The following is a 25,155-nucleotide window of genomic DNA, read 5'->3' on the forward strand; positions in this document are numbered from 1 at the left end:
CGAGTTGTCTCGTTTCCACGTCGTGTGAGCAACGTTTACGGCACTCGCCGCGGGCGCTTTTACCCATGGGCGCCCACGTTCCATCTGCCTGCCCAGGAATACTCATGAACATCAAACAGAAACTCACGTGGGCGTTTGCCGCTATCGCCTGCGCGCCAGTCATATTGGTCGCAATGGTTGTCGTACTGAACTTGCGTAGCGCAGCGCAAGCCAGTTTCCTGGATAGCAGTGGCCGCGAAATCAGGCAGATTGACCGCGGGATGCGGCAGTTTTTCGACAGCATCCGCCAAAACGTCGAATACCTTGCCAAAGACCCTCGGATCGCCAACGTTCAGGGATTGAAGAACTATACGGCCGCTGACGCCCCGAAAACGCCTGTGACGAAGGTCGATCGACAGATCCAGGTGGTATTCGACAGTTTCGCAGAAACCCACCCAACCACGGCTTCCATTTCCCTTGGACTCAATGACGGAGGTTTTGCAGGTTGGCCCGATGACCAGACAATGGCCAGCTACGACCCACGGGTGCGACCTTGGTACAAGGCTGCCATGGAAGCCGCACGAGGCTCAACCGTAAGGACGGGCGCGTATTACTGGGCACCCGATGACATGGTGCTGGTCAGCACGGTCCGCACGATCAATGACGCGAGCGGTGCCGCGGTGGGCGTCGTTGGCGTGGACGTATCGCTCAAGCAACTGACTGAATTGGTCAAAGCCATCAAGTTGGGCAAGAGTGGTTACCTGATGTTGGTCGAGGCCAATGGCAATGTCTTGGTCGATCCCGCAAATGCCAAAAACAATTTCAAGCCGTTAGGTGAGCTAGGACCCGGCTATGCCGAATTGGCCAAAAGCGCTGATGGGGTGACTCAAGTCGAGATCGATGGTGTGCCATACATGGTCAACGTCCTGAGTTCCGATGGCCTGGGATGGCGTTTTATTGGCCTGATCAAGCGTGATGAAGTGATGGCCGACGCCATGAGCCTGACCTGGTTGATTGCAGCCATCGCTGTTGCATTGGCGGTGGTGTTCGCCATCGTTGGTGCTGGTTTTGCCAGCATGATCGTGCGCCCGATTCGTGGCGTGGCTGATGGGTTGCAAGAGATTGCCGAAGGTGAAGGTGACCTTACACGTCAACTCCAGGTACGGGGCAAGGACGAAACTGCCAACCTGGCCGGTTGGTTCAATCAGTTTCTAAGCATGATCGCTCAGTTGGTGAAGCGTATTGGCAATGCGTCGTCCGATCTGCAAGTCGCTGCCGCTGACACCAACGAAGTCGCTAATAACATGAACCTGGCTGCCGGCCGCCAACGTGAGGCGGTGGAATTGGTAAGCACCGCTTTCAATGAAATGCTCGCCACTGCCAATGAGGTCGCACGTTCCTGCAGTGCCGCGGCGTCGAGTGCTGATGAAGGCTACCGCGACGTGCACGATGGCCAGAAGCAAATCAGCGAAGCCACCGGCAGCGTGCTTAAGCTCAGTGAGGAGCTGCAGGTATCGACCCAGACCATGCAGCTGCTCGAGCAAGACAGCAATAACATCAATGCGATTCTCGACACCATTCGCTCGATTGCCGAGCAGACCAACTTGCTGGCGCTCAACGCCGCCATCGAAGCCGCCCGTGCGGGTGATCAAGGGCGTGGCTTTGCAGTGGTCGCGGATGAAGTTCGCGCCCTGGCTCGTCGCACCTCCGACTCTACCGGCGAAATAGACAGCCTACTGGGTAACCTCGCTCGCCGCACCCAGGAAGTCACCCAGCAGATGCAAGGCAGCCTGCAAGCGTCCCAGGCTAGCGTGCAGCGGATCCAGCGGGCCCGCGACAGCTTTGACAAGATCCGCGCTTCAGTGGACTCGATTCGCGACCAGAACACCCAGATCGCCACGGCGGCAGAGGAGCAGCATCAAGTGGCGGAGGAGATCAATCGGCACATCGCACAGATCCACGCCGATGCGCAGATGGTAGAGGAGTTCGCGCATTCAGCCCATGCCGGATCGGGGCGAATGACGGCCATTTCTGGCCAGCTTCAAGGATTGGTCGGGCGCTTCAAGTTTTAGTCCGTACGAACAATGGACGTTCAATTGCCGATTAGAGGGTAAGCCCCATGAGCGTTGAGCCCAGAGAAAAAACAGTGAAAGCCGCCGTCCCTGGCGGTCCCGTCCAGCGGGCCATTCAAACAGGCTGATCAACGCGGGAAGGACTGCGCTCCGAATCATGATTAGACCTGTCAGGTCGCCAGACCGTGTGCTGCATTCCGTTCGGGGTCGTCAGTACTTCCACTGCACAGCGATTTCCAGACTGCGCGGCTCGCCCACGTAATACTGGGTGTTGCTCTGGTGGATGAAACGGGCATAGACCTCGTCGGTCAGGTTGCGCAGGCGCGCGCTGACCTGTACGTGTTTGTCCAGATCATGGGTCATGGACAAACCATAGACAGTGTACGAGGGCACCCAGGTCGTATTGGCGGTGTTGGCGTAGACCGACGATACGTAGCGCACGTCAGCCCCGAGCTGCCAGTCAGGAGCCACGTCATAGGTCAGCCAGAGATTGGCTACGCGGTCGGGAATATTCACCGGATTCTTGCCTTTGCGCGAGAACACAACACCGGCGATGGTTTCATTGAACTCGTCGTACTCAGCCCTTACCCAACTGAAGTTACCGGCCGCCAATAGCTTGGGCGTGATCTTGAATGAAGCGGCCAGCTCTATGCCGGTGGAGGTTTGTTGACCCGCTTGTTCGGTGGTGTTGGGCACCGTCGAGGAGGGGACGGAGATGTTCTTGCGCACGATGCGGTAGGCCGCGGCGGTGGCCGAGCCGCGACCGTCAAGAAAATCGAACTTGCTGCCCACCTCGAATTGGCGACCGGTGCTCAAGTCGAAGTCGCTCACCTGGGCAATGGAGGCGCTGGTAAGCGTCCCTCCCGGCGGCTCGGCCGAGGTACTGTATTGGGTATAAAGGCTGACATTCGACGTCAGGTCGTACACCAGGCCCAGGCGTCCCGTGATTGCATCCCAACGCTTGTCGAGCCTGGCCTGCGCCGCATGATCGACCACCTCGAAATCGATATGGTCATAACGCAGCGCAGTGATCAGCGCCAGTTGCTCGGTCAGGCGCGTGCGGTTCTCGACGAACGCCGAAGAAGTATCAGTCCAAGTGCTGCGACCTTTACTGCGCGGTGCATCCATCCCCGGAATGTCCAGGAAGTGGCCCGGCTCGAAGCCATCTGGATCGATGGTGTCGAAGGCGCCTTTGGACAACGGGTAGTTGGTTTGCTGGTTGGTGTTGTAATCCACGCCCAGCGCCCAATCGCTAGCCAGGCCGAACAGTTGAGCCTGGTGAGTCAGCTCGATGCGGTCACCGTTGACCTCCTGGTCGTGCCGCTGGCGGTAACCGCCGGAGCGGGCGATGGCGCTGTTGTCGCTGTTGTAGCGGTAGACCTCAAGGTTGCGGTAATCGCGCTGGCCATCGTAGTGGTAGAAGGTATTGCGCAATTGGGTATTGTCGTCCAGCTGGTAGTCCGTGATCGAGCGTATCCAGCGGGTGCGCTGCTCGTAGCGACCGTCCTCGACGTTGTAGTTGTTGAAGCGGTTGCGCTTGTCGATCTGCAGCTTGCCGGTCAGCGGTTGCAGCACCGGCGTGCCCCAGTAGGGACTGTCTTCCTTCTCCTCCAGGTACTCGATCGCCAGCGTATGGGAGAGTCGGTCGTTGATGTCGCTGAGCAGCGAGAAGGCCAGGTTGCCCGCACCGTTCTCCTGGCGATCTATGTAGCCGTTGCTGCTGGTGTGGCTGTAGTCGAGGCGCGCATAGTGGCGCGGGCCATCGCCGCTGTTGAGCGCTTTATTGAAGCCGACCGCGGTTTCCCAGGTGTCGTAGCGACCGTAGCTCATCCGGCCTTCGAAGGTATCTTCCTCGCGGTTGGCAAGCTTGGTGATCACGTTCAGGCTGCCACCCACGGCACCGCTGCCGTTGAGGAACGAGGACGGGCCGCCGAGCAATTCCACCCGGTCATAAATCCAGGCGCCGACCGGACGTGCTGCGCCGCCGTATTGCAGATTGATGCCGTTGAACAACTGGCTGATCTGGGCGCCGTTGAAGCCGCGGTACGATACATAGCCGCCCCAGCCGGGCGGCGCAGAAGCGTTAACCCCAGGCAGAGCGTTCGCCGCGTCTTGAAAGTTGCGTGCGCCGATACGTTCCATCGTCTTGCGATCGGCCACGCTTACAGAGGCGGGATTTTCCCGGGCACTGAGATTCAGGCGCGACCCGCTTTCGATGGGGGTATCCAGGTCCAGGCGGGTGGCCGGTTTCGGCTGGTCGGCCGAGGCATTGATGTAACTGGTGGGTAAGTTCAGGGCAGTGTCTTGCGCCCACGCGCAGGTGCTGCCCGCGAGCAGCGCTAAAGTGGTCAAGCGAAACATGAAGAGCTTCCTGGCTTAATTCGATGAGCACACACCCCGCCGCGCTTGATGCAGCGGCGGGTGGTGAAGATGTCAGAGCGCGGGAAGCAAGGCGGGGGAGGCGCGAGGATTGATCAAGGGCCATCGCTGCCTGGGTAGGCAACGGGTCGGTTGTGCGGGCAAGGGCTTGGCTGGCTCGCCGGCAAGCAGGGCGAGCAGCCCGAAAAACGCCGCCAGCAGGATCGCACCGAACAGGCTCGCAATGACGCAATCAGCGACGACGGGCAGCGAAGGGGCGGGCACATCCTGCAGGCCCTCGAATATTGCCCCGCCGTCAGTAGAGCAAAACAGTCCGCCGTCCAAACCGCTCAATCGCAAGCCGGCCATTTGTCCATGGCCCATCGCGCACAGCAACGAACCGAACAGGATGCTGAAGTACAGCACCCAGGCAATCATCGATTTTTCGCGGCTGGCCAGCTTCATCAGCAAAGCTCGTTGAGAAGGAACGGTTTATCGGCGAGCGGATTTTACATTTTTTGATCCGTCAGTGAGCTTTTAAACAGTTCGACATACAGGCAACCGCCTTGCTGTCCGGTCTGTCGTCGGTATAAAAACCGTCTCGATTCGGCATCTTTACATCCGCCAAGGTCGATGCATCCACGGTCGCGTTGGCGTCCAGCAGCTTGTTCATGTGCAGGATGTAGCCGGTCACCGCATAGACTTGTTCGTTGGACAATGACTGTGGCGCCTGGAAGGGCATGGCTCTGCGGATGTAGTCGAAAAGCGTCGTTGCATAGGGCCAATAGCTGCCGACTGTCTTGAGCGGTTTGTCAGTCGTCAGCGTTCCTGCGCCCCCCGCCAACGCGGGGCCGATGCCACCTTCGAGCTTCACGCCATGGCAACTGACGCAGCTGCTCATGTAGACCTTTTCCCCATCAGCCACCGTTGCGCGCCCTGGAGGCAAGGCCTTGCCGTCGGGCGCCACGTCGATGTTCCAACTGGCGATCTGCGCTTCGGTAGCCTTGGTGCCCAAACCGTATTGGGATTGTGCCGAGGCATGAGTCAGCGCACAGGCGCACAGCAAACCGATGAGAAACGATCCACCTTTAAGCCCGTCCATTGGTCACCTCCCCATTGCTGGAAACACGCCACGGTTGCACCGAATTGTTGTGGTAGAAAGAGACCTTGCCACGTTCATCAATCAACTGTTCCAGCATCGGCTGAACATAGCCGGTCTCGTCGATGGCGCGGCTCATGATCATCAATTCCTGGCCGTTCCATTCGAAAGGCGCCCTGAAGACAGTCAGCGCCTTGGTCAGAATGGGTTCTTGTAATTTGGCTTGCGTCCAGTTATTGCCGCCGTCGACGGAGACATCGACACGGGTGATTTTTCCGTGGCCGCTCCAGGCAATGCCACGCATTTCATGCAGGCCTTTGCGCGTCAGTTTCTGGGTGCCGGAAGGGTAGGTCACCAGCGATTTGCACTCCATGACGAAGGAAAACTTCCGAGCCTTGCCGTCCGCCATCAAGTCGGTGTATTTGGCGGTTTCTTCCCGGCTGTAGGCGGGCGAATCGGTGACATGAAGTCGGCGTAGCCATTTGATGTGGGTATTGCCCTCGTAGCCGGGGACAAACAGGCGCAGCGGATAGCCCTGTTCCGGCCTGAGACGCTCGCCGTTCTGGCTGTAGACGACCATCACATCGTCCAGGCATTTCTCGATGGGAATGCTGCGCGTCATTGCGGCGCCGTCTGCCCCTTCGGCAATGATCCACTTGGCTTGGGGCTTGAGCCCGGCTTCATCCAGCAGGGTCTTCAGGGTAACGCCAGTCCATTCAGCGCAACTCACCAGGCCGCTCACTTCCGCTGCGGTTTTACCCCAGGGAGGAAGAAACGATGGGTTGCCCGAACACTCCATGAAGTGCACGCGTGACACGGCGGGGAACTGGCGTATCTCGTCCACGGTAAAGATCAAGGCGTTTTCGGTGAGGCCGTGAATTACCAACCGATGTTGTGCCGGATCGATTTGTGGGACGCCCGCGTGATGACGCTCATAGAACAGGCCGTTCGGGGTAATGATGCCGTCCAGCTCCTGAAGTGGCGAGGTGCTGTAGGCGGACATCGTGTCCTTCAGGCCGGGATACAGATTCCTGACGGCTTTGGTTTCGAACGTTGAAGGTTTGCCATAAGGGCTTGCCGTCGGGGCGCCAAGACTGCGGGTCCATTGCGGAACTTCAAGAGGCTGGCTCGGATCAATCGGGGCGATGTTGGTCGTCTCTGCGGTGACCAGATCGCTATTACCCAGCGCATAGGCAGCAGTACCGATAACGGCCCCGCTTTTAATCAAGAAATCCCGGCGAGCCAAAGCTGTTTGAGACGTGTCTTGCTGGGCGGGGACCATGGATTTTTTTGTCATTGTTGTTCCCTCTGGTTCTTTGTCGGGATGGACCCAACGGCAAGCCTGTAGACTGATCGGTCGGTCTGCAGTCAGCCTAGAACGAAAAACGCGCGTGGTCCAGTCGCAAGGACAACCATCGGTGATGGGACGTGAATGAGGAGGAGGTCGAGGGAGGCGGCGCATTTGAAGCGCCGCGGATGACAGTCAAGCCAGGCGTGGCTCAACCTTCAGTCCGGGCAGGAGGGTGTCGCAGAAAAACGTCGCGATGGATTCCGGCGAGCGTGGGCCTCCGGGTTTGATCCACAAGTAGCTGTAGTGATGAATACCAAGGATAGCCTTCACGGCCAACGAGTCCGATGTGCGGAAGGTCCCCTCGCTCACGCCAGCCTTGAGGATATTCGACCAGAGCTTTTCATACTGTCGGTGCAGGTCGAGCAACTCGGTCTGGCGCTCGCCAATGACCGAATACACTTCCCGGAAACACACCGTCATTTCGGCCAGGTGGGTGACAATCGTGCGCATCACGATGGCCGAGAACTGGCGAAATTTATCTTCCGCAGCCAAATCGCTCTCGCACAGAGGCGTGCCTTCTGCGATGAGCACCCGCAGATACCGGCTGGTGATTTCGAACAGCAATTCTTCCTTGCTGCCGATGTGGTAATACAGCGCGCCGCGAGCCAGGCCAGTGGCTTTCTCCAACTCAGCCATGCCGGTCGCGTGAAACCCGCGCGTCGAGAACAGCTGCGCAGCGATCTTCAGTATCCGCTCCTTAGTGCTTGTTTCAGCAGGTTCGGCGGCGACGACGGCGTTCTTTTTTCCCATGGGTCAATTCCAACCGGTTGAGCGCCAATCATACCCATGCGTGCGCGGTGAAGGATACAGACGGGCGAAGCTCATCCCATGGTTGCAGGAAGATAGTTGTATTGACCGATCGGTACAGAGACGTTTAACGTGTTTTTAAGGGCGCGGTGGCGTCAAGAGTTCTGAGAGCCTGCCTAGGCATTGGGATCGACCATGACAATAAGCAACCCCGTAACGAAGGCGTCCAGCTCGTCAGCCTCTGCAAGATTGATCGCGATGATCTGTTTCGCCATGCTCGCCTTTGCCGCGAACTCCTTGCTGTGCCGCCTGGCGCTTAAGCACACCGACATTGATGCTGCGAGTTTCAGCGTTGTCCGGCTGGCCAGCGGGGCCTTGGTGTTATGGCTGTTGTGTGCCTTGAGGCGGACCTCAACCATAGGCAAAGGCAGTTGGCAGGGGGCCGCTGCCTTGTTCGTTTACGTCTTCGCTTTTTCCTTCGCGTACCGTCATTTGGAGACCGGGACGGGGGCATTGCTGCTGTTTGGCGCGGTTCAGCTGAGCATGGTTCTGTACGGCATGTTCAAAGGTGAGCGGATGCGCACGCGGGCAATCGTTGGATTTGTGTTAGCGCTTGCTGGCTTGGTCAGCCTGTTGCTGCCAGGCGCGGCATCCCCCGATGCCCTTAGTGCGCTCACTATGTTGCTATCGGGACTGGCGTGGGGAATTTACTCACTGTTTGGCAAAGGGGGCGTCGACCCTCTGGCGACTACTGCCGGCAATTTCATCCGCTCCATCCCCTTGGTCCTGATTGCTAGCTTGCCGTTTCTGTCAGGGCTGCACTGGGATTCGCTGGGGATGCTTTACGCCCTTCTTTCCGGGGCGCTGGCGTCAGGCGTCGGTTACGCGGTCTGGTATATCGCCGTGCGTGATCTTGCAGCGTTTCAAGCGGCAACGGTGCAGTTAAGCGTGCCGATTCTAGCTTCACTGGCAGGCATCGTTTTGCTTGATGAAAGCCTGAGCTTAAGGATGGTGTTGGCGTCCGTAGGTGTGTTGGGGGGCGTTGCGTTGGTGCTGGGCAGCAAGCAGCGTGCGTAATTCAGAGCCCCTTGGATGTAAGGTGTCTGTTTCATATGAATTACTGATGTTGACGAAGAGGGAGCATCGGCTGATTAGCTAGATCCATAGGACTGCTTTAACGCGAAATTCCCATGAGACGCTATACTCTTGCACATGCATTTACTCAGTAATATGTCTTATAGAAAACTCTACGAGGATTGCTGCTGGATGTTAATCCTTAGTTTGTAACTCGATGCGCAGGTTGCTGCGCGTGTGTCAATTTAAAAGGTGAAAGGTGATGGAAGATTTAAATAATGTTGTTTTGTGGGAGCGTCGAAATGACGTTGTGACCTTATGGCTCAATCGGCCACTACAGTACAATGCGTTGTCGGAAGACATGCTTAACATATTGAATGACAAGCTTAATTTAGTTGCCTCTGATTCCAGCGTTCGTTGTGTCATCTTGGCAGCTAAAGGAAATGTATTTTGTGCGGGCCACGACTTGCGCGAAATGCAAAAAAAACAGGATATTACCTTTTATCAGCGTTTGTTCAATCTATGCAGTAAGGTCATGGTAAGAATTCAATCGCTGCCCGTTCCAGTGGTTGCCCGGGTACAAGGGGTAGCGACTGCAGCAGGCTGTCAGCTTGTAGCTAGCTGCGACTTGGCAGTAGCTACGAGGAATGCCCGCTTCGCTGTCTCGGGTATCAATCTTGGACTCTTTTGCTCCACACCGTCTGTTGCGCTGACCCGAAGCGTGGCCGCTAAGCGAGCCTTTGAAATGTTGTTTACTGGGAAATTTATCGATGCTGATACCGCTGTAGAATGGGGCTTGATAAACCAAGCCGTCCAAAACGAAGAGCTTGATATGGCTGTGGAGGCTTTGACAGCTTCGATAATCTCCAAGAGTGCTGCGGCGATTAGATATGGTAAGTCCATGTTTTATCGCCAACAGGGTATGCGCCTTGAGGATGCCTACTCGTATGCGGCGAACGTCATGTCCTGCAATGCGCTGGAGGAGGATGCTATCGAAGGGATTGCAGCGTTCTTGGACAAGCATTTGATTAACAACCATTAGCAGTTGCGTGTTCTCAAGTCGCAATACTTGAAATATTCAATTGCGCACCCAGCAGTCCGTCGTCGTTTTTCATGGCTACGATGTCGTGAGCGGTATGCTTCCCCTGAACGGATGATTGCTGCTGCCTTGATGAAACTCAACACATTGTCGTCCATGCTGAGCAGGGTAGCGAGTCCAGTGAAAGCATCGCAAATTACGGCGTTCGTCACCCCGGTGCCTGCGACTTCCCGCGTAATCGAGGTAGAGATCCTTTAGCTTTGATTCGGAATGTGAGCTGCCTGAATTTGTTCGCTCAACCTCTCAAGGACTAGACTGGTGCCGCCCAGTCATAAGGCCCGTCAACCCATGCTCCTCGTCCCGTCAGATACCGCCGAACAGACAAAGCTCACCCTTGAGGTGGTGCTGCGCTATCACATGGCCTGGAAGCACCGCGACCTGGAGGCGATACTCGCGCTCTATCACCCGCATGTGCAGTACAACGATTTTTTCCAGAATCGCAGCATGGGCCTGACCGAGCTGCGCGCCTACATCACTGGCACATTGCCGCGCCATCCCGATGAATATCTTGAGCACAATGACCGCATCCGCGCTGACGGCTGCACGGCATTCATCCAGTACCAGACCGCTCTGAAGGGCAGTGGCGAGCGGGTGGTCTTTCGCACCAGCGAAGCGATCATCGTATGTGAGGGTCAGATCCTGCGTGTCAACGAATACGCGTCACTCGTGCGCGACGGCGAGCCGCACGCCGGGCGTCGCGCCCCCGCCATCAGTAAGCTAGGGCTATCGGCGCGCCAGTTGAGCTTCATGGCGCGAGACTTGGCTGATTACTTTACCCGCCAGCAGCCATTCCTGGACCCTGACCTGGATCTTGCACGGATCGCCAGCGCCACCGGGTACAGCCGTAATCAGTTGTCTTACTTATTGAATCAAGTGCTCGGGCAAAGCTTCTATCGCTACGTGACTCAGGCTCGCTTGGCCTACCTCCTTGAACGCCTCGCCAGTTACGACGAAAACGCACCCATCGATGCCCTCGCAGTGGCTGCCGGATTCAATTCCACCTCTGCGTTCTACAAGGCTTTCCGCTGCCATACCGGCTGCACACCAAAAGTCTGGTTGAAGGCCAATTGCGCGCGTACCCGCAGATAACACAGGCCCCTTCGCTGCGCATTAAGCTCTGTCGGCAATCAAACGATGGAGCAGGTAATGGCTGGTTGGGGTGGTGTGAGTTTGTGGATGGAGCAAGTCGACGAGGCGCTGACGCCGCGTCCGACGTTGCATCAGGATCTGCGAGCCGATGTGGTGATCATCGGTGCCGGCTACAGCGGCCTTTGGACGGCCTATTACCTCAAGCAGCAAGCACCGCACCTGGATATCGTCATAGTTGAAGCACAGATTGCCGGTTTCGGCGCCTCCGGCCGCAATGGCGGCTGGTTGATGGGGAATCTGCTCGGCGAAGACCGACTCCTGGGGCCCTTGCCCGCCGCCCAACGTCATGCAGGATATCAACTGCTGCACGGAATCCCCGATGAAGTGGCGCGGGTGTGCCACGTCGAAAGCATCGATTGCGAACTGCGTAAAGGTGGCGTGCTGTACTGCGCGGCGCGGTATCCCGAGCAAGAACGGCGCCTGCGCGAACAACTCGCTGCCGCCCGTGCCCAAGGCCTGGGTGAGGACGATTATCGCTGGTTGAGCGCTCAGGCCTTGTGCGAACAATTGAATGTGGCCCAGGCGTACGGCGCCCTGTATTCACCTCACTGCGCGACCCTTCAACCTGCCCGGTTGGTACGGGGGCTAGCCGATGTCGTGGAACGCATGGGTGTGCGGATTTTCGAGCAAAGCGCTGTGCTCGACTGGACGGCAGGCCAAGTTCGAACCGAGCACGGTCGGGTGAGCGCCGATTGGGTGGTGCCGGCAGTCGAGGGATATGCCAGTGCCTTGCCCCCGTTAAACAAATATCAACTGGCCGCCCAGAGCCTGATCGTTGCAACTGAGCCGCTCCCGGCCGATGTGTGGGCCGAAATTGGACTTAGCCGTGGCCAGGCTTTCAGCGAAAACAGCCGACAGGTCACCTACGGTCAGCGCAGCCGCGATGACCGCTTGGTATTTGGTGCCCGCGGTGGCTATCGCTTTGGAGGTCGCCTGCGCAGTGACTTCAACCTCAGTCAGGCCGAACGTGAGTTGCGTCAGTACTTGTTTAGCGAACTATTCCCGATTTTGCGCAATGTTCGTCTGACTCATGCCTGGGGCGGCAACTTGGGCGTCGCGCGGCGCTTTCACCCGCACATGCTGGCCGACCGCCGCCAGAAAATTGCACTCGCCGGTGGCTATGGCGGCGAAGGCGTAGGCGCCAGCAACCTGGGTGGTCGCACCGTGGCCGCGCTGATTCTTGGTCAGGACAACGAACTGACCCGCCAGCCTTGGGTGTGGTCCGACCGTCCGCTGGCCTCGTTGCCGCGCTGGGAGCCAGAGCCCCTGCGCTGGCTGGGTTACAACGCCATTATCCAGAGCTTTGTTCACGAGGATCGGATACTGGCCAACCTCCATGTACCGCGCTGGCGTCGCCGGATGGCCGAGGGCCTGGCGGGTTGCATGGAACGTCTGATGAAGTCCAAGGAGCCGTTCCCATGAAGATCGATCATTTTCGCGACACCCCACGCTTGTCTCTCGTGGAATCGGGCGCTGTCGGTATACCGCTGGGTGAGCCGGTTTCACAGGTTGCCACGACAAGCGTTGAGCGCGATGACGGCGTCGAAGCCGGGGTGTGGGAATGCACCCCCGGCCGCTGGCGGCGCCAGATCGTGCAACAGGAGTTCTGCCATTTCATCCAGGGGCGCTGCACCTTCACCCCGGATGGCGGTGAGATCCTTCATATCCAGGCCGGCGACGCATTGATGTTGCCTGCGAACACTACGGGAGTCTGGGACATACAAGAAACCGTTCGCAAAAGCTATGTGCTGATTTTCTGAACTGCCTTCATCCATAACGCTTAGAACAAAGGTTGAGGTCTCGTATGTTGAAATCGATCGTTCCGCTACTGTTGATCGCGTCCACCGCTCAGGCGGCAGACACGGTCAGGATCTACAACTGGAGCAGTTACATTGCCCCCGATACCCTGCAAAATTTTACCACCCATACCGGGCACCCGACTCAGTATGACTTATACGACAGCAACGAGGTCCTCGACGCCAAACTGATGGCCGGCCGTTCCGGGTATGACGTGGTGTTTCCCTCCAACCACTTCATGGCCCGGCAGATCAAGGCCGGTGCGCTGAAACCGCTGGACCGTAGCAAACTGCCGAACTGGCAGAACCTCAACCCGACGCTGATGAAAGTTCTGGAGGCCAACGATCCGGGCAACCGATACGGTTTCCCGTACCTGTGGGGCAGCACCGGCATCGGCTACAACGTCGCCAAGGTCAAGGCAGTCCTGGGCGATGTACCGATAGACTCATGGGACATCATCTTCAAGCCGGAGAACATGAAAAAACTCGCCCGATGCGGCGTAGCCATGCTCGACAACGGCCCCGAGATCCTTCCCATCGCCTTGAACTACCTGGGGCTTGGGCATCACAGCAAGGACAAGGCCGACTACGAGAAGGCCCAGGCCCTGCTACTCAAAGTGCGACCCTATGTGAATTACTTCCACAACTCCAAGTACACCAGCGATCTTGCAACGGGAGACGTGTGTCTGGTCGTCGGGTTCTCTGGCGATGTGATGCAGGCGGCCGCCAGAGCCAATGAGGCCGGCAATGGCCAACAGATTGCCTACGCCATCCCCAAGGAAGGCTCACCCATGTGGTTCGACATGGTCGCCATGCCCGCCGATGCTCCGAATGAAGCGGCCGGTTACGCGTTTCTGAATTACCTGCTGGACCCCAACGTCATGGCTGACATCAGCAACCACGTGCACTATGCCAACGGCAATGCTGCCGCTGAAGGCATGGTCGACAAGGCCATTCTCAACGACCCGATGGTGTATCCGCCTGAAAGCGTGATGAAGAAACTCTTCGTTCTGGAAGCGATGCCGCTAGAGACCGACCGGCTGCGCACGCGTGTTTGGAGTCGGGTTAAAAAACGGGCAATAAAGTCAATCGCCGATGATGCGGGCAGCCCGGATCATCGGCGGCAGGTCCTCGGTGCGAAAGCATGCCTCACACTGGCACCATGACCGCTTGATGTGCTCTAGAAACAAGTCCAGAATCAAGTCTTTTCCTGCTCCGGCTAGAAAAGAAACCCCTTAAATTTCAACGAGTCGGACACCAGATACGAGTCTCGTTTCCCGCTCCAAGATTCAGAAAAAAGCCACTCAGATGAGTGGCTTTTTTTTGTGCCTGTGGAATACAGACCCAATGCAAGCTCGCCACAGTTCTGAGTCCTGGGCGGCAAAGCATGTTGGCAATAGCGTGCAGTGGGATGAGAATTAGCGGTTTTCAGAGAATAATCCTACGCGCAACTCAGTTGCGCCTAGGATCTTCGTACTTTCAGTACGCGGCCACCAGACCATCCTTCCGGGGATCAGTGCCACCCACGTAACCATGAGTGGTGCGCTGGATAATCTGCGCGCCGCCAAAGGCGAATACGCCGTTAGGTTCTTCGATAACTATGTCGTGGCCTTTGGCACGCAAGGCTTCGACCACCTGTGGGTCGAATGTACGTTCCACTGCGACTTTCAGGCCAGATTCGAGCCTCCAGCGCGGTGCGTCTGCGGCGGCTTGCGGGTTCTGTTTGTAGCGCAGGATACGCATCATCATCTGCAAGTGACCCTGTGCCTGCATCGGGCCGCCCATCAGGCCGAAGGACATCAACGGCGTGCCGTCGGCGTTCATCACAAAGCCGGGGATGATGGTGTGGAACGGACGTTTGCGCGGTGCAACGTAGTTGACGTGCTGCGGATCCAGGGAGAAGCCCGCGCCACGGTTTTGCAGGCTGATGCCGGTGCCAGGCACCACGACACCTGAGCCGAAGCCCATGTAATTGGACTGGATGAACGAGATCATCATGCCGCTTTCATCGGCCGCCGACAGGTAAACGGTGCCGCCCGGTTTAGGCGAACCATGCCCCGGATTGGCGGCCTTGTCGGTGACGAGACCGGCGCGCTCCATCAGGTAGGTTTTGTTCAGCAGATGTTCGGAAGGCACGCGCATGTGGTCGTTATCCGCCACGTGTTCGTCCAGGTCGGCAAGGGCCAGCTTCATGGCTTCCAACACTGGGTGCACGGTTTCCAGGCTGTCCACTGGATGCTCGCCGACGCCCAATGCTTCGAGCATAGTCAGGCCGGACAGGGTAGCGATGCCCTGGCCATTAGGTGGCAATTCATGAACCACGGCGCCGGCGTAGGGCACCGACAGGGTGTCGATCCAGTCCACAGTGTGGGTCGCCAGATCGTCGAGGCTCATGACGCTGCCATTGGCGTTGGCATGGGCGATGATGGCTTGGGCCAGTTCGCCGCGATAGAACGCTTCGCCTTTGGTTTGGGCGATCAGCTCCAGGGTGCGGGCGTGATCCTTGAGCCGGATTTTCTCCCCGGCCTGTGGTGCTTGGCCGTCGGGCAGGAAGCACTCGGCAAAACCCGGCTGATCCTTGAGCCGTTCAGCGCCGAGCTTCCATAGCTGGGCTATGATCGGGGTGACTTGGTAGCCATCCCGAGCATAGCCGATGGCCGGTTCAGCCAGGCTGGCGAAAGGCAGTTTTCCGTAACGCTCGGACAGCTCGACCCAGGCCGAAACCGCCCCCGGCACAGTCACCGCTGGCCAGCCGCGCTGGGGCATTTTGCTCTGCCCGGCGAAAAACTCAGGGGTCCAGGCTTGCGGTGCGCGACCCGAAGCATTCAGGCCCTGCAACTTGCTGCCGTCCCAGACGATAGCGAAAGCGTCGCTGCCGATCCCGCAACCGGTGGGCTCGACCACGGTCAGGACCATGGCGGCTGCGATGGCCGCGTCGACGGCGTTGCCGCCCTTGCGCAACATGTCCAGCCCGGCCTGGGCGGCCAATGGCTGGGAGCAGGCGACCATGCTACTGCCCATCACTGGCGAGCGTGCCGAAGCGTAGGGTTGGCTGTAATCCAGATCATCAAACATTAGCGTTTCTCTTTGACAGAAAAAGTTAGCCCTTAGGGTCCAGCGCATCACGCAAACCATCCCCCAGCAGGTTGAAACACAGGACCGTAATGTAGATCGCCACGCCAGGCGCAATCGACATCCAGGGTGCCTGCTCCATAAAGTTTTTCGCGGTGTTGAGCATCGATCCCCAGGAAGGCGAGGGCGGTTGCTGGCCCAGACCGAGGAACGACAGACTGGCTTCAGCCAGAATCGCCGAGGCGATGGTCAAGGTGGCTTGCACAACCAATGGCGACATCACGTTGGGCAGCACGTAGCGCAGGATGATCCAGCGATCCGGCAAGCCAATGGCACGAGCACCTTCCAGGTAATCTTCGTGTTTGATGGCCAGCACCTGACCACGGGTCAGTCGGGCAAAGATCGGCATGGCTGACAGGCCGATGGCGATCATTGCGTTGGTCAGGCTCGGGCCAAGGAAGGCGCCCAGCGCAATCGCCAATACCAGAAACGGGCAGGACAACAGCGCGTCCATGACACGGGAAATCATCGCTTCGAGTTTGCCGCCGAAATAACCGCCCAACAGGCCCAAAGGCACGCCGATGGCCATGGCGATGACCACCGAAACACCACCGGCCAGCAACGAACTGCGAGCGCCCCAGAGCAGGCGGGAAAACAGATCGCGACCCAGTTCGTCAGTGCCCATCCAGTAGATCAGCGATGGTGCCTTGCGGACCGCGAGAAAGTTGGCTTTCAGCGGGTCATGGGGCGCAATCCAGGGCGCCAGCAAGGCCGCCAGGATAAACAGCAGCAACACCGCCGCGCCGAGTACCGCGCCTTTGTTGGCGAGGAATTTCTTCACGAACGGCGAGCGACTGCGGGGTGCGATCACGCTATGAGGGAGGCTGGAAATAGCGGTCATGAAGCAGTCCTCAGACGCGGATTAATCATCCGGTACAGCACGTCGGCGAGCAGGTTCAGCAGCAGGAAGCCAATTGCGATGCACAGCACCACGCCTTGCACCACGGCGTAATCACGATTGAACACGGCGTCGACAATCATCTTGCCGAAGCCAGGGATGCTGAAGACTTGCTCGGTCAGCACTGCGCCGCCGAGCAGTTCACCAAACAGCAGGGTGGTCAGGGTCACAATAGGCATCAATGCATTGCGCAGGGCATGCTTGAGGATCACCGTGCGCGGGCGCAGGCCCTTGGCCCGGGCGGTGCGCACGTAGTCGGTGCGCAACACTTCAAGCATGGCGCTGCGGGTATGGCGCATGAGAATCCCCGACAACCCTGCGCCGAGCACGAAGGCCGGCAGGATCAAGGTCTTCAGGTTTTGCCCGAAGTCCTCGCCCACGGGCACGAAACCCGAGGCCGGCAGCCATTGCAGTTTCACGGCGAAGACCATGATCAGCAGGATCCCCAGCCAGAAGTGCGGAATCGAGATCCCCGACAGCGCGATGACATTGGCCCCGTAATCCACGACGGTGCCTTTGCGTACGGCTGAGATAATTCCAGTGGGGATGCCGATCAGCAGTGCGATCAACAAGGCCAGCACTGCCAGCTCCAGGGTCACCGGCAACTTGGACGCCAACAGCGTGGTCACCGGTTGTTCGGTGCGCAGCGAAGTGCCGAAGTCGCCGGTCAGCACATTGCCGACCCAGTTCAGGTACTGCACGGGGATCGGGTCGTTGAGCCGATACTTGTCGCGCAGGTATTCCATCACCGCCGGATCGCGCTCTTCACCGGCCATGGCCAGCACCGGGTCACCCGGCAACAGTTTCTGCAGGGTGAAGACGAAGAGCGAAACCAGGATCAGTGTCGGGATCGCACTGAGCAGGCGTCGCAGGATAAACATCAGCATGCCGGACCCTCGTTTTTGCGGCGATCATTCACAGTCATGGCTTGAACGCGACGTTGTTCAGACGAATCAGGCCATCCGGGCTCGGTACGAAACCAGTCACGTTGTTACGCATGGCCATGATTCGCGGATCGAAATACAGATACGCGGTCGGCACTTCGTCAGCCAGCAAACGCAGGGCTTCGTTGTACAGGGCCTGGCGCTGGGCAACATCGTTGACAGTGCGGGCCTTGTCCAACAGCTCGTCGAGTTTGGCGTTGCAGTATTTGCCGTCGTTCTGGCCGCCCTTGCAGGTCACGAACTGGTGAATGTCGCCATCCGGATCAGGACGGCCCGACCAGGCGCTCATGCCGATCTGGAAGTTGCCGCTTTGCTGTTCGCTAAGCATGGTGGCGTATTCAGTGGCAATCAGATTGACCTTGAAACCCGCTTCTTCAGCCATGGCCTGAATGATCTGCCCGACCTGTTGTGCTATAGGGTTGTTGGCGACTTTCAGGTCCACTGCCAGTGGTAGCTTCACGCCTGCTTCGGCCAGCAAGGTCTTGCTCTTTTCCACATCGCGGGTCGGGATCGGCAGATCCTTGTCGTAGTACGGGCTGTTTTTCGGAAATGGCTGGGCGCTCGGCGCAAACAGGCCTTCGAACACCACCTGGTTGATCGCATCACGGTCGATGGACAGCTCGAATGCCTTGCGCACGCGCTTGTCTTTGCCCATCGGCGAGTTAGCCTTTTCGCCGTTGTTAATGTTGAACATCAACTGCATGTAGCCAAGCCCTGGCGTGTTATAGACCGCCAGCTTGCTGTCCGCCTTGGCGGTTTTCACGTCGGTGGGGGCAACCCGTTCGATGATGTCCAGGTCGCCGGAACGCAGGTTGGCCAGACGCACCGAGGTGTCCGGAATCGGCAGGAAAATCACCTTGTCGAAGTGATAAGCCTGCTTGTTCCAATAGTTGTCGAAGCGCTCCAGCACAATGCGATCCTGCTGCACGCGCTGGACGAATTTGTAAGGGCCGGAGCACACCGGTTTGGAGGCGAACTCACCCTGGGCGGCCTTCGGCGCAAGCATCATTCCGGCGCGGTCCGAGAGTTGGGAGACCAGGGTGGCGTCCGCTTGCTTGAGTTTGATGGCAACGGTTTTGACGTCGATCACTTCAACACTGTCCACCGAGGCCAGCTCGCTCTTGCGCAGGGAGTCGGGCAGGGTGCGAGCGCGGTCCAGGTTGAACTTCACCGAGGCAGCATCGAACGCTTCGCCGTCGTGATAAGTCACGCCTTCGCGCAGAGTCATGGTCAGGGTCTTGCCGTCTTCGCTCCAGTTCCAGGCAGTGGCCAGTTGTGGGGCGTAGGTCAGGTCCGGGTTCACATCCACCAGCTTGTCGCACAGTGCGGTATAGACCAGGCGGCCCGCATAGGTACGCGAACGATGCGGGTCGAGCCCATCAGGATCGTCCTGAATGCCGATGCGCAGGGTGGATTCGGCAAAGGCGGCGTTGGCGGCCAGCAATAACAAGGTTCCTGTCATGACGCGTGCAATTTTCATGGCTGGCTCTCCACTGCAAGGGATTGATGGTTCTTGAACAGATTCAGGCGCTGGGTGTAGGCAGCGCTGGGTGTCGGCAAAATCAGGGTGCCTGCACCGGCATTGGCGATTTCACGCCAGAAGTGGCACGCCACCTGACGCTCGGCCTCGACGGTTTCCATCACCGGCACCACTTCTTTGCACAGCGCCCGGGCGTGCGGGCAGCGGGTATGGAAGCGGCAACCCGATGGCGGGCGGCTCGGGCTCGGCATGTCGCCGCCCAGCAATGGGCGCGGCCGGCGCAGGTCCGGGTGGCTGACCGGCACGGCGGCCATAAGCGCCTGGGTGTAAGGGTGCAGAGGGTTTTCAAACAGGCCGTTGACCGGCGCCAGTTCGACGATTTCCCCCAAATACATCACGGCTACTCGGTCGCTCATGTGGCGGATCACGGCGAGGCCGTGGGCGACAATCATCAGGGTCAGACCGAATTGATGCTTGAGGTCTTCCAGCAGGTTGACCACTTGCGCCTGCACCGAAACGTCCAGCGCGGACACGGGTTCGTCACCCAGAATCAAACGCGGGTCAGACGCCAGGGCCCTCGCAATGCCGATGCGCTGACGCTGGCCACCGGAGAACTCGTGAGGGTGGCGGCCGCCGTGCTCGGGCGCCAGGCCCACGGTGCGCAGCAACTCGGCGACTTTGGCCTGGCGGTCGCTGCGGCTGGCATCGCTGTGCAGCCAGATAGGCTCACCGACGATGGATTCCACAGTCATGCGCGGATTGAGCGAGGCAAACGGATCCTGAAAGATGATCTGCAAATCACGCCGCACCTGGCGCAGCTTTTCCGGGGTCAGATTGGCCAGGTTGCGGCCTTCATAAATGATGTCGCCCGCCGTAGGTTTGAGCAGGTTGAGCAGTAGACGGCCGAGGGTTGATTTACCCGAGCCGGACTCGCCCACCAGCGCCAGGGTTTCCCCTTTGCGCACCGACAGATTGACCTGATTGACCGCTTGAACCGGCGGCTTCTTGCGCTGGAACAAGCCGCTTTCCACCCCGAAGTGTTTGCTCAGGCCGATGCCGTCGAGAATGATTTTAGGGCTTGCACGCTTAACTATTTGGCGTTCAGAAAGGCTCACGCGCTGACTCCCATATGCTGTTCCAGTGGCGCACGAATGCACGCGGCGAAATGTCCGGGGGAAAGCTCAAGTAGCGGCGGGCGCGCCTCGCGACATGCCTGAATCGCAAAAGGGCAGCGTCCGGCGAATCGGCAACCGGTAGGCATTTGCGCAGGCGTCGGGACGCGACCATTGATGGTTGCCAGGCGACCTTCACGCGGGCCAATCGATGGCATCGAGCCCATCAGGCCGATGGTGTACGGGTGCTGCGGGTCATCGAACAGGGTTTTTACCGGGCCGCTTTCCACCACTCGCCCGGCGTACATCACCATCACGTCGTCAGCGACTTCGGCGACCACGCCCAGATCATGGGTGATCAAGATCATGGCCGTGCCGGTTTCAGCCTGCAGATTGGCGATCAGCGACAGGATCTGCACCTGAATGGTCACGTCCAGAGCAGTGGTGGGTTCGTCGGCAATGATCAGCGCCGGATCGTTGGCCAGGGCCATGGCAATCATTGCCCGCTGCCGCATGCCGCCGGACAGTTCATGGGGGTAGGCGTCCAGGCGTTGCGCAGCGTCAGGTACGCGGACCTTTTCGAGCATTTGCAGGGCGCGCTGACGGGCGTCCCTGGCTGACAGACCCTGATGGCGGATCACGCTTTCGGCGATCTGCTCGCCAATGGTGAAGACCGGGTTCAAGGAGGTCATGGGCTCTTGGAAAATCATCGCCATGCGGTTGCCGCGCACATCCAGCAAGCGCTCGTCGGGCATGCCCAGCAAGGCTTCATCGAGCAGGGCGGACATACGGGCGGCGATCTTGGCGGTGTCGGGTAGCAAGCCCATCAGCGCCATGGACGTAACGCTTTTACCACATCCAGACTCTCCGACGATGGCCAGGGTCTTGCCTCGCTGGACCGAGAACGAGACGCCGTCCACGACATTGGCGGGCGCGCCTGCAAAGCACACGGTCAAGTTGCTGACACTCAATACCGTGTCGGTGGCCTGAGTTGTGGTGCTCATAAACTTGCCTCCAGATCTTGATTGATGACGTTGTCCAGCGCTTGTTGCAGCGCGCGCAAATGGCCACGCATGGCCGTGGCGGCCTTGATCGGATCACGGTTTTCGATAGCGTCGACAATGTCGTTGTGGTCGTGGCTGTAGGTGTCGAGGCGATCGGCGTTGCGAGCCCGCTGACGCAGCTCACGCCAGGCCGGGTCGAGCCGGATCGCATCGAGCATTTCAAAGATATCCAGCATCAGGCGGTTACCTGCGGCCTCGGCGATCCCGCGATGCAGGGCGCTGTCCCACAGCTCAATGCCCTCGGCATCGGCAGGCTCGGCGGCCTGTTGGTGTCTGGTGCGTTCGGCAAGGCGGCGCAAAATTGCTATCTGGTCGCCGTTGGCTCGAACCGCCGCCAGGGACGCCAGTGCCGGTTCCAGATGCAGGCGCGCTTCCATAACCTCGCTGAAGTTGGTCCGCCCGGACAACCGGGCAAAGCTCATGGCCGCACTCGGTGGCGTAGGGCCGACGAAGGTTCCTTTGCCCTGGCGCCGCCAGATCTGCCCTTCGGCTTCCAGCACCGCCAGCGCCCGCCGGATGGCCCGGCGACTGAGGCCAAAATCGGCGGCCAGATCCCGCTCGGTCGGCAATGCCCGGTGCGGGAAGGCAGCATGTTGCGCAACCATCTGCCGCAAGGCATCCAGCGCTAGTTTCGAAGTGTTGTCGATGGGTGTGTCAGGGTCGAACCTTTGCATTGTGGTACTCGCGCCAGAGTATAAAAAACGGCTCCGAGCTGACTGTGTGCAGGAGATCGAGGCAAAAGGGTAAGTGCAAGCGCGATGCCAATTGAAATTGGTTCGCCTCGGGATTAGCGCTATGTGCTTAGCTATTACTCAGGGGCGGCGGCGGCGGGGGCCGATAAGCAAGGGTTCGTCGGGTTGGTTCAGGGGATTAAAGAGGATTGGTTCGTGGATGATTGAACCAATTTCCGCCGCTTATGCAGATTGTGCATCGATTCGTGCGTAGTGCGCCGGGGTGGTGCTTGGTATTGATCACGGTGTGCGGCTTAGGTCGGTTGCAGTTTCAGAATCAAGTTCATTTGAATGGGCGGATGATGCCTATGCCGTCTATGGCGGCAAGCCCTCAAACGTCGCAGCCAGCGTAATCGGCTTCAATGGTCACGCTACGGACGCCTTGCTGACCTCTACATACCTAGACCCAGAAATGCACATCCTTACCCTGAGAATCGCTTCGCGTCACACTCCCGAGGCAGGAGCCGTATGCGGTAGTTCCGCACGTACGGATCTGTGCGGGGGGCGGCAGGTAACTGCCGTCCCTACCGCGACCGAAAGTCGAACGCCCTTGTTTTTCATCTCGCACAATGATGGCCAAGTTGACGGTGCCCGCCGTATAGCGGGCACCGCTTCCTACATGGGGAAAAGGCTTAAACGCCTGCTTACCAGCTGTAACTCACTTTGGCGGTAATCTCGCGACCCGGGTTGTAGAAGTTCGCTGTGCCGGAACCGACCACGTGCTGCTCATCCAGCAGGTTGCTGACGTTCACCGCAAGGTCGGTGCCCTTGGCGATCTCGTAGTTGAAGGCGGCGTCGAACAGCGTGGTGCCATCGCTTTTGCCGGAGTTGGCTGCATCGAAGTAATAAGAGCCGACGTAGCGCGCACCCAAGCCAACGCTGACATCAGTGCCAGGCACGTCGTAATAACTCCAGAGCGAAGCGGAATGCTTGGGTGCCGTGGTGAACTCATTACCCTTCAAGGAGCTGCCGTCGTACAACGAACCGCGCAGTACCTCGGACTCCATATAGGAGTAGCCACCAATCAGGCTGAGGTTCCGCGTCACCTGCGCCTTGGCCTCCAGGTCGAGGCCACGCGCCCGCGATTCGCCCACCGTCTGTTGCTCAATGATGCCGCTCGGCAGCACTACGGCGATGGTGACGTTTTCCTGGGTCAAGTCATAAACGGCTGCGGAGAACAGTGCGTCCATTCCCATCGGCGCATACTTCACGCCCACTTCGTACTGCCTGCCCGTCTGCGGTGTTACGCCAACCTGAGGCGGCGAGACGGATTCCACCATGCTCACATAGGTGGACACCTCATCGTTGACGATATAGGTCAACGCACCTCGGTAGGAGGTTTCGGAGAAGTTGTCTTTCTCAGTGGATTGCAAGCCTTTGCTGGTAAGGTCCATCGAGTCGTTGCGCATACCCGCGGTGACGATGAAACGCTCGTAGAACGATAGGTTCTGCTGAAGGAACACGGCCTTGGTGGTCGCGTCTCGCTTGTTGACGGCATACGGTGTGATTGAGCGTGGAACGCCAGTAAACACGGGATTTGCAATGTCAATCGGGGTCGTCAGGGCGTAGACCGAGCTTTCCTTGGTGGTCGAATCGAGGTACTCCACGCCCACCAGGCTACTGCTGTCGATGTTCTCGAAGCGGGCATCGTATTGCAGCATCAGATTGCCGTTGAACTGGTCGGCCTCACTGTCCGTTCCAAACAGATACCGGTCAACGCTAGTACCGACACGTGCGGCGCTGTCGCTGATGTAAACGTAGCCAAAATCATCGGTCAATTTGCTGTAACGCAGGTTGCTGCGCAGTACGAAGCCGTTGTCGAAGTCATGGGTGACGTTACCGCTGAGGCTGGTGCGCTCGACATCGTGAAAGTTGTAGCTGGGTTCACCATAAAACTTGCTGCGGTCGTATTCCTTGTCCAGCGGATAGCCGCCACTGTTGGGCGAACTTTCAGTTTTCAGATAGTCCAGAATCATGGTGGCTGACGTGTAATCCGTGGGCGCCCAGGTGAGGCCACCCATCACCAACCGGTTGTCGTCCTGTGAGTGATCGTACTCGCGGTCGCTGTTTTGGCCTTTGGCAGTAAAGCGGCCAGCCAAGGTTTTCTCGTCGTTCAGCGCATCCCCCACATCGATGCCTGTCTCTACATGGTCAAACGAACCGTAGGTCACATAGCCTTGGCCAAACTGCTCGAAGCGCGGCTGTTTGGTCACGAAATTCACCGAACCGCCCGGGTCCGCTGGGCCAAACAGCGTGGAGTTGGCGCCACGCAGAATCTCTATGCGTTCATAGGCGAATGGATCTTCGCGTACGCCGCGCATCGAACTCAGGGTCAAGCCGTCACGGTAGGTAGTAGCCTGGAAGCCCCGGATCTGGAAATAGTCGTTGCGGTCATCCGTACCATAGAAGTCACTGACCACGCCCGGCGTGTATTGCAGCGCCTCTTCCGTGGTACTGACGCTGCGTTGCTCCATTTCCTTGTTGGTAACAACCGACACCGAGGCCGGTGTATTGAGAATGCTGGTTGCCACCTTGCCGCCAACCCAGAGCTCCTTGGCGACCACCGAGTTGGCGTCGTCGTCGGCACTGACCCTGACCTTGGCATTGATGATGAGGGGGGCAAGGCGGTAGTCCTCGACGTCTGTTGCGTCGAGCTCCAGCGGGCCGGCGGGCTTTGGTTGAGGGAACAGTAGGTAGGCATTCGGACCTTGCCGTTCGATTTGCAATTCGCTCCCCTGCAGCAACGATGACAGCGCTGCCGACGTATCGAGCGTGCCATTCACGCCAGCAGTGGTGCGATTCACTACACTCGACGCATCGAAGGAAAGACTGATGCCAGCCTCGCGCGCAAAGCGGTCAAGCGCCGGTGCCAGTGGGCCGGCAGCGATGTTCCACTGTTTCACTTGATTGCTGTGGTCAGCGCTCGACGTTTGCGCCAGCGATGGCAATGCGTAGCTGCTTACGATCAAACCCAAAATCGCACCGTGCAAGGCACGATTTAATGGATGGCGCTGTGAAACAGGGGACGAACTCATTTTCTCGCTCCAAGAAAGGACATCGGCAGACTGGC

The 25,155-nt window shown here is 58.7% G+C and carries 19 protein-coding genes and 2 pseudogenes; 8 read left to right on the forward strand and 13 right to left on the reverse strand.

Annotation, left to right across the window (positions count from 1 at the left end; all coding sequences use genetic code 11):
* Positions 1-173 precede the first annotated feature (173 nt).
* Both BW979_RS28130 and BW979_RS28135 read left to right on the forward strand, forming a co-directional pair.
* A pseudogene (locus BW979_RS28130) lies at positions 174-1,187 on the forward strand (HAMP domain-containing protein); the annotation flags it as partial.
* Between the two features lie 96 nt (positions 1,188-1,283).
* The gene (locus tag BW979_RS28135) at positions 1,284-2,051 is read left to right on the forward strand and encodes a methyl-accepting chemotaxis protein (RefSeq protein ID WP_374046025.1); all 768 of its coding nucleotides are present in this window, start codon (positions 1,284-1,286) and stop codon (positions 2,049-2,051) included.
* A gap of 210 nt (positions 2,052-2,261) precedes the next feature.
* Here BW979_RS28135 and BW979_RS14300 read toward each other — a convergent pair whose 3' ends face one another.
* The 5 genes from BW979_RS14300 to BW979_RS14320 form a co-directional block, all read right to left on the reverse strand.
* Positions 2,262-4,412: a TonB-dependent receptor gene (locus BW979_RS14300; RefSeq protein ID WP_076384068.1), complete on the reverse strand. Its 2,151-nt coding sequence runs from the start codon at positions 4,410-4,412 to the stop codon at positions 2,262-2,264.
* A 72-nt stretch (positions 4,413-4,484) separates the two neighbouring features.
* Positions 4,485-4,874 carry a DUF2946 family protein gene (locus BW979_RS14305; RefSeq protein WP_041020387.1) on the reverse strand — a complete coding sequence of 130 codons (390 nt, stop codon included), beginning with the start codon at positions 4,872-4,874 and terminating at the stop codon, positions 4,485-4,487.
* Between the two features lie 61 nt (positions 4,875-4,935).
* Complete coding sequence (locus tag BW979_RS14310; RefSeq protein ID WP_052239506.1) at positions 4,936-5,511, reverse strand: c-type cytochrome; 576 nt, start codon at positions 5,509-5,511, stop codon at positions 4,936-4,938.
* The gene (gene soxC / locus BW979_RS14315; RefSeq protein ID WP_231990569.1) at positions 5,498-6,805 is read right to left on the reverse strand and encodes a sulfite dehydrogenase; all 1,308 of its coding nucleotides are present in this window, start codon (positions 6,803-6,805) and stop codon (positions 5,498-5,500) included. The genes BW979_RS14310 and soxC overlap by 14 nt, the downstream gene beginning before the upstream one ends.
* A 186-nt stretch (positions 6,806-6,991) precedes the next feature.
* The gene (locus BW979_RS14320; RefSeq protein ID WP_054069184.1) at positions 6,992-7,609 is read right to left on the reverse strand and encodes a TetR/AcrR family transcriptional regulator; all 618 of its coding nucleotides are present in this window, start codon (positions 7,607-7,609) and stop codon (positions 6,992-6,994) included.
* A gap of 192 nt (positions 7,610-7,801) precedes the next feature.
* On the opposite strand from BW979_RS14320, the gene BW979_RS14325 reads away from it, so the two are divergent.
* The 6 genes and pseudogenes from BW979_RS14325 to BW979_RS14350 all read left to right on the forward strand — a co-directional run.
* Positions 7,802-8,683 carry a DMT family transporter gene (locus BW979_RS14325; RefSeq protein WP_054069183.1) on the forward strand — a complete coding sequence of 294 codons (882 nt, stop codon included), beginning with the start codon at positions 7,802-7,804 and terminating at the stop codon, positions 8,681-8,683.
* Positions 8,684-8,942: 259 nt separating this feature from the next.
* Positions 8,943-9,722, forward strand: coding sequence for an enoyl-CoA hydratase (locus BW979_RS14330; RefSeq protein WP_054069182.1), 780 nt, complete (start codon positions 8,943-8,945; stop codon positions 9,720-9,722).
* Positions 9,723-10,067: 345 nt separating this feature from the next.
* Positions 10,068-10,868 (forward strand): helix-turn-helix domain-containing protein, encoded by an 801-nt coding sequence (locus BW979_RS14335; RefSeq protein WP_054069181.1) that lies wholly within the window; start codon positions 10,068-10,070, stop codon positions 10,866-10,868.
* A gap of 57 nt (positions 10,869-10,925) precedes the next feature.
* Positions 10,926-12,350 (forward strand): NAD(P)/FAD-dependent oxidoreductase, encoded by a 1,425-nt coding sequence (locus BW979_RS14340; protein ID WP_025214415.1) that lies wholly within the window; start codon positions 10,926-10,928, stop codon positions 12,348-12,350.
* A complete protein-coding gene (locus tag BW979_RS14345; RefSeq protein ID WP_025214414.1) occupies positions 12,347-12,688 on the forward strand; it encodes a cupin domain-containing protein in 342 nt (113 codons plus the stop codon). The genes BW979_RS14340 and BW979_RS14345 overlap by 4 nt, the downstream gene beginning before the upstream one ends.
* Positions 12,689-12,732: 44 nt before the next feature.
* Positions 12,733-13,794, forward strand: a pseudogene (locus BW979_RS14350) (polyamine ABC transporter substrate-binding protein); the annotation flags it as partial.
* 409 nt (positions 13,795-14,203) lie between these two features.
* Here BW979_RS14350 and BW979_RS14355 read toward each other — a convergent pair.
* The 8 genes from BW979_RS14355 to BW979_RS14390 form a co-directional block, all read right to left on the reverse strand.
* On the reverse strand, positions 14,204-15,799 hold the full coding sequence (locus tag BW979_RS14355) for a gamma-glutamyltransferase family protein (protein WP_076384069.1): 1,596 nt from the start codon (positions 15,797-15,799) through the stop codon (positions 14,204-14,206).
* Between the two features lie 25 nt (positions 15,800-15,824).
* Entirely contained in the window at positions 15,825-16,697 is an 873-nt protein-coding gene (locus BW979_RS14360; RefSeq protein WP_076384070.1) for an ABC transporter permease, read from the reverse strand.
* Entirely contained in the window at positions 16,694-17,641 is a 948-nt protein-coding gene (locus tag BW979_RS14365; protein WP_076384071.1) for an ABC transporter permease, read from the reverse strand. Before BW979_RS14365 ends, BW979_RS14360 begins: the two co-directional genes overlap by 4 nt.
* 34 nt (positions 17,642-17,675) lie before the next feature.
* The gene (locus BW979_RS14370; RefSeq protein WP_076384072.1) at positions 17,676-19,178 is read right to left on the reverse strand and encodes an ABC transporter substrate-binding protein; all 1,503 of its coding nucleotides are present in this window, start codon (positions 19,176-19,178) and stop codon (positions 17,676-17,678) included.
* Positions 19,175-20,293 carry an ABC transporter ATP-binding protein gene (locus BW979_RS14375; protein ID WP_076384073.1) on the reverse strand — a complete coding sequence of 373 codons (1,119 nt, stop codon included), beginning with the start codon at positions 20,291-20,293 and terminating at the stop codon, positions 19,175-19,177. The genes BW979_RS14370 and BW979_RS14375 overlap by 4 nt, the downstream gene beginning before the upstream one ends.
* Entirely contained in the window at positions 20,290-21,294 is a 1,005-nt protein-coding gene (locus tag BW979_RS14380; protein ID WP_076384074.1) for an ABC transporter ATP-binding protein, read from the reverse strand. Before BW979_RS14380 ends, BW979_RS14375 begins: the two co-directional genes overlap by 4 nt.
* Complete coding sequence (locus BW979_RS14385) at positions 21,291-22,028, reverse strand: FadR/GntR family transcriptional regulator (RefSeq protein WP_076384075.1); 738 nt, start codon at positions 22,026-22,028, stop codon at positions 21,291-21,293. Before BW979_RS14385 ends, BW979_RS14380 begins: the two co-directional genes overlap by 4 nt.
* Positions 22,029-22,729: 701 nt before the next feature.
* Positions 22,730-25,120 (reverse strand): TonB-dependent siderophore receptor, encoded by a 2,391-nt coding sequence (locus BW979_RS14390; RefSeq protein ID WP_076384076.1) that lies wholly within the window; start codon positions 25,118-25,120, stop codon positions 22,730-22,732.
* Between the last annotated feature and the right edge of the window lie 35 nt (positions 25,121-25,155).

Source organism: Pseudomonas sp. A214, assembly GCF_900156295.1.
Lineage (GTDB): Bacteria > Pseudomonadota > Gammaproteobacteria > Pseudomonadales > Pseudomonadaceae > Aquipseudomonas > Aquipseudomonas rhizophila.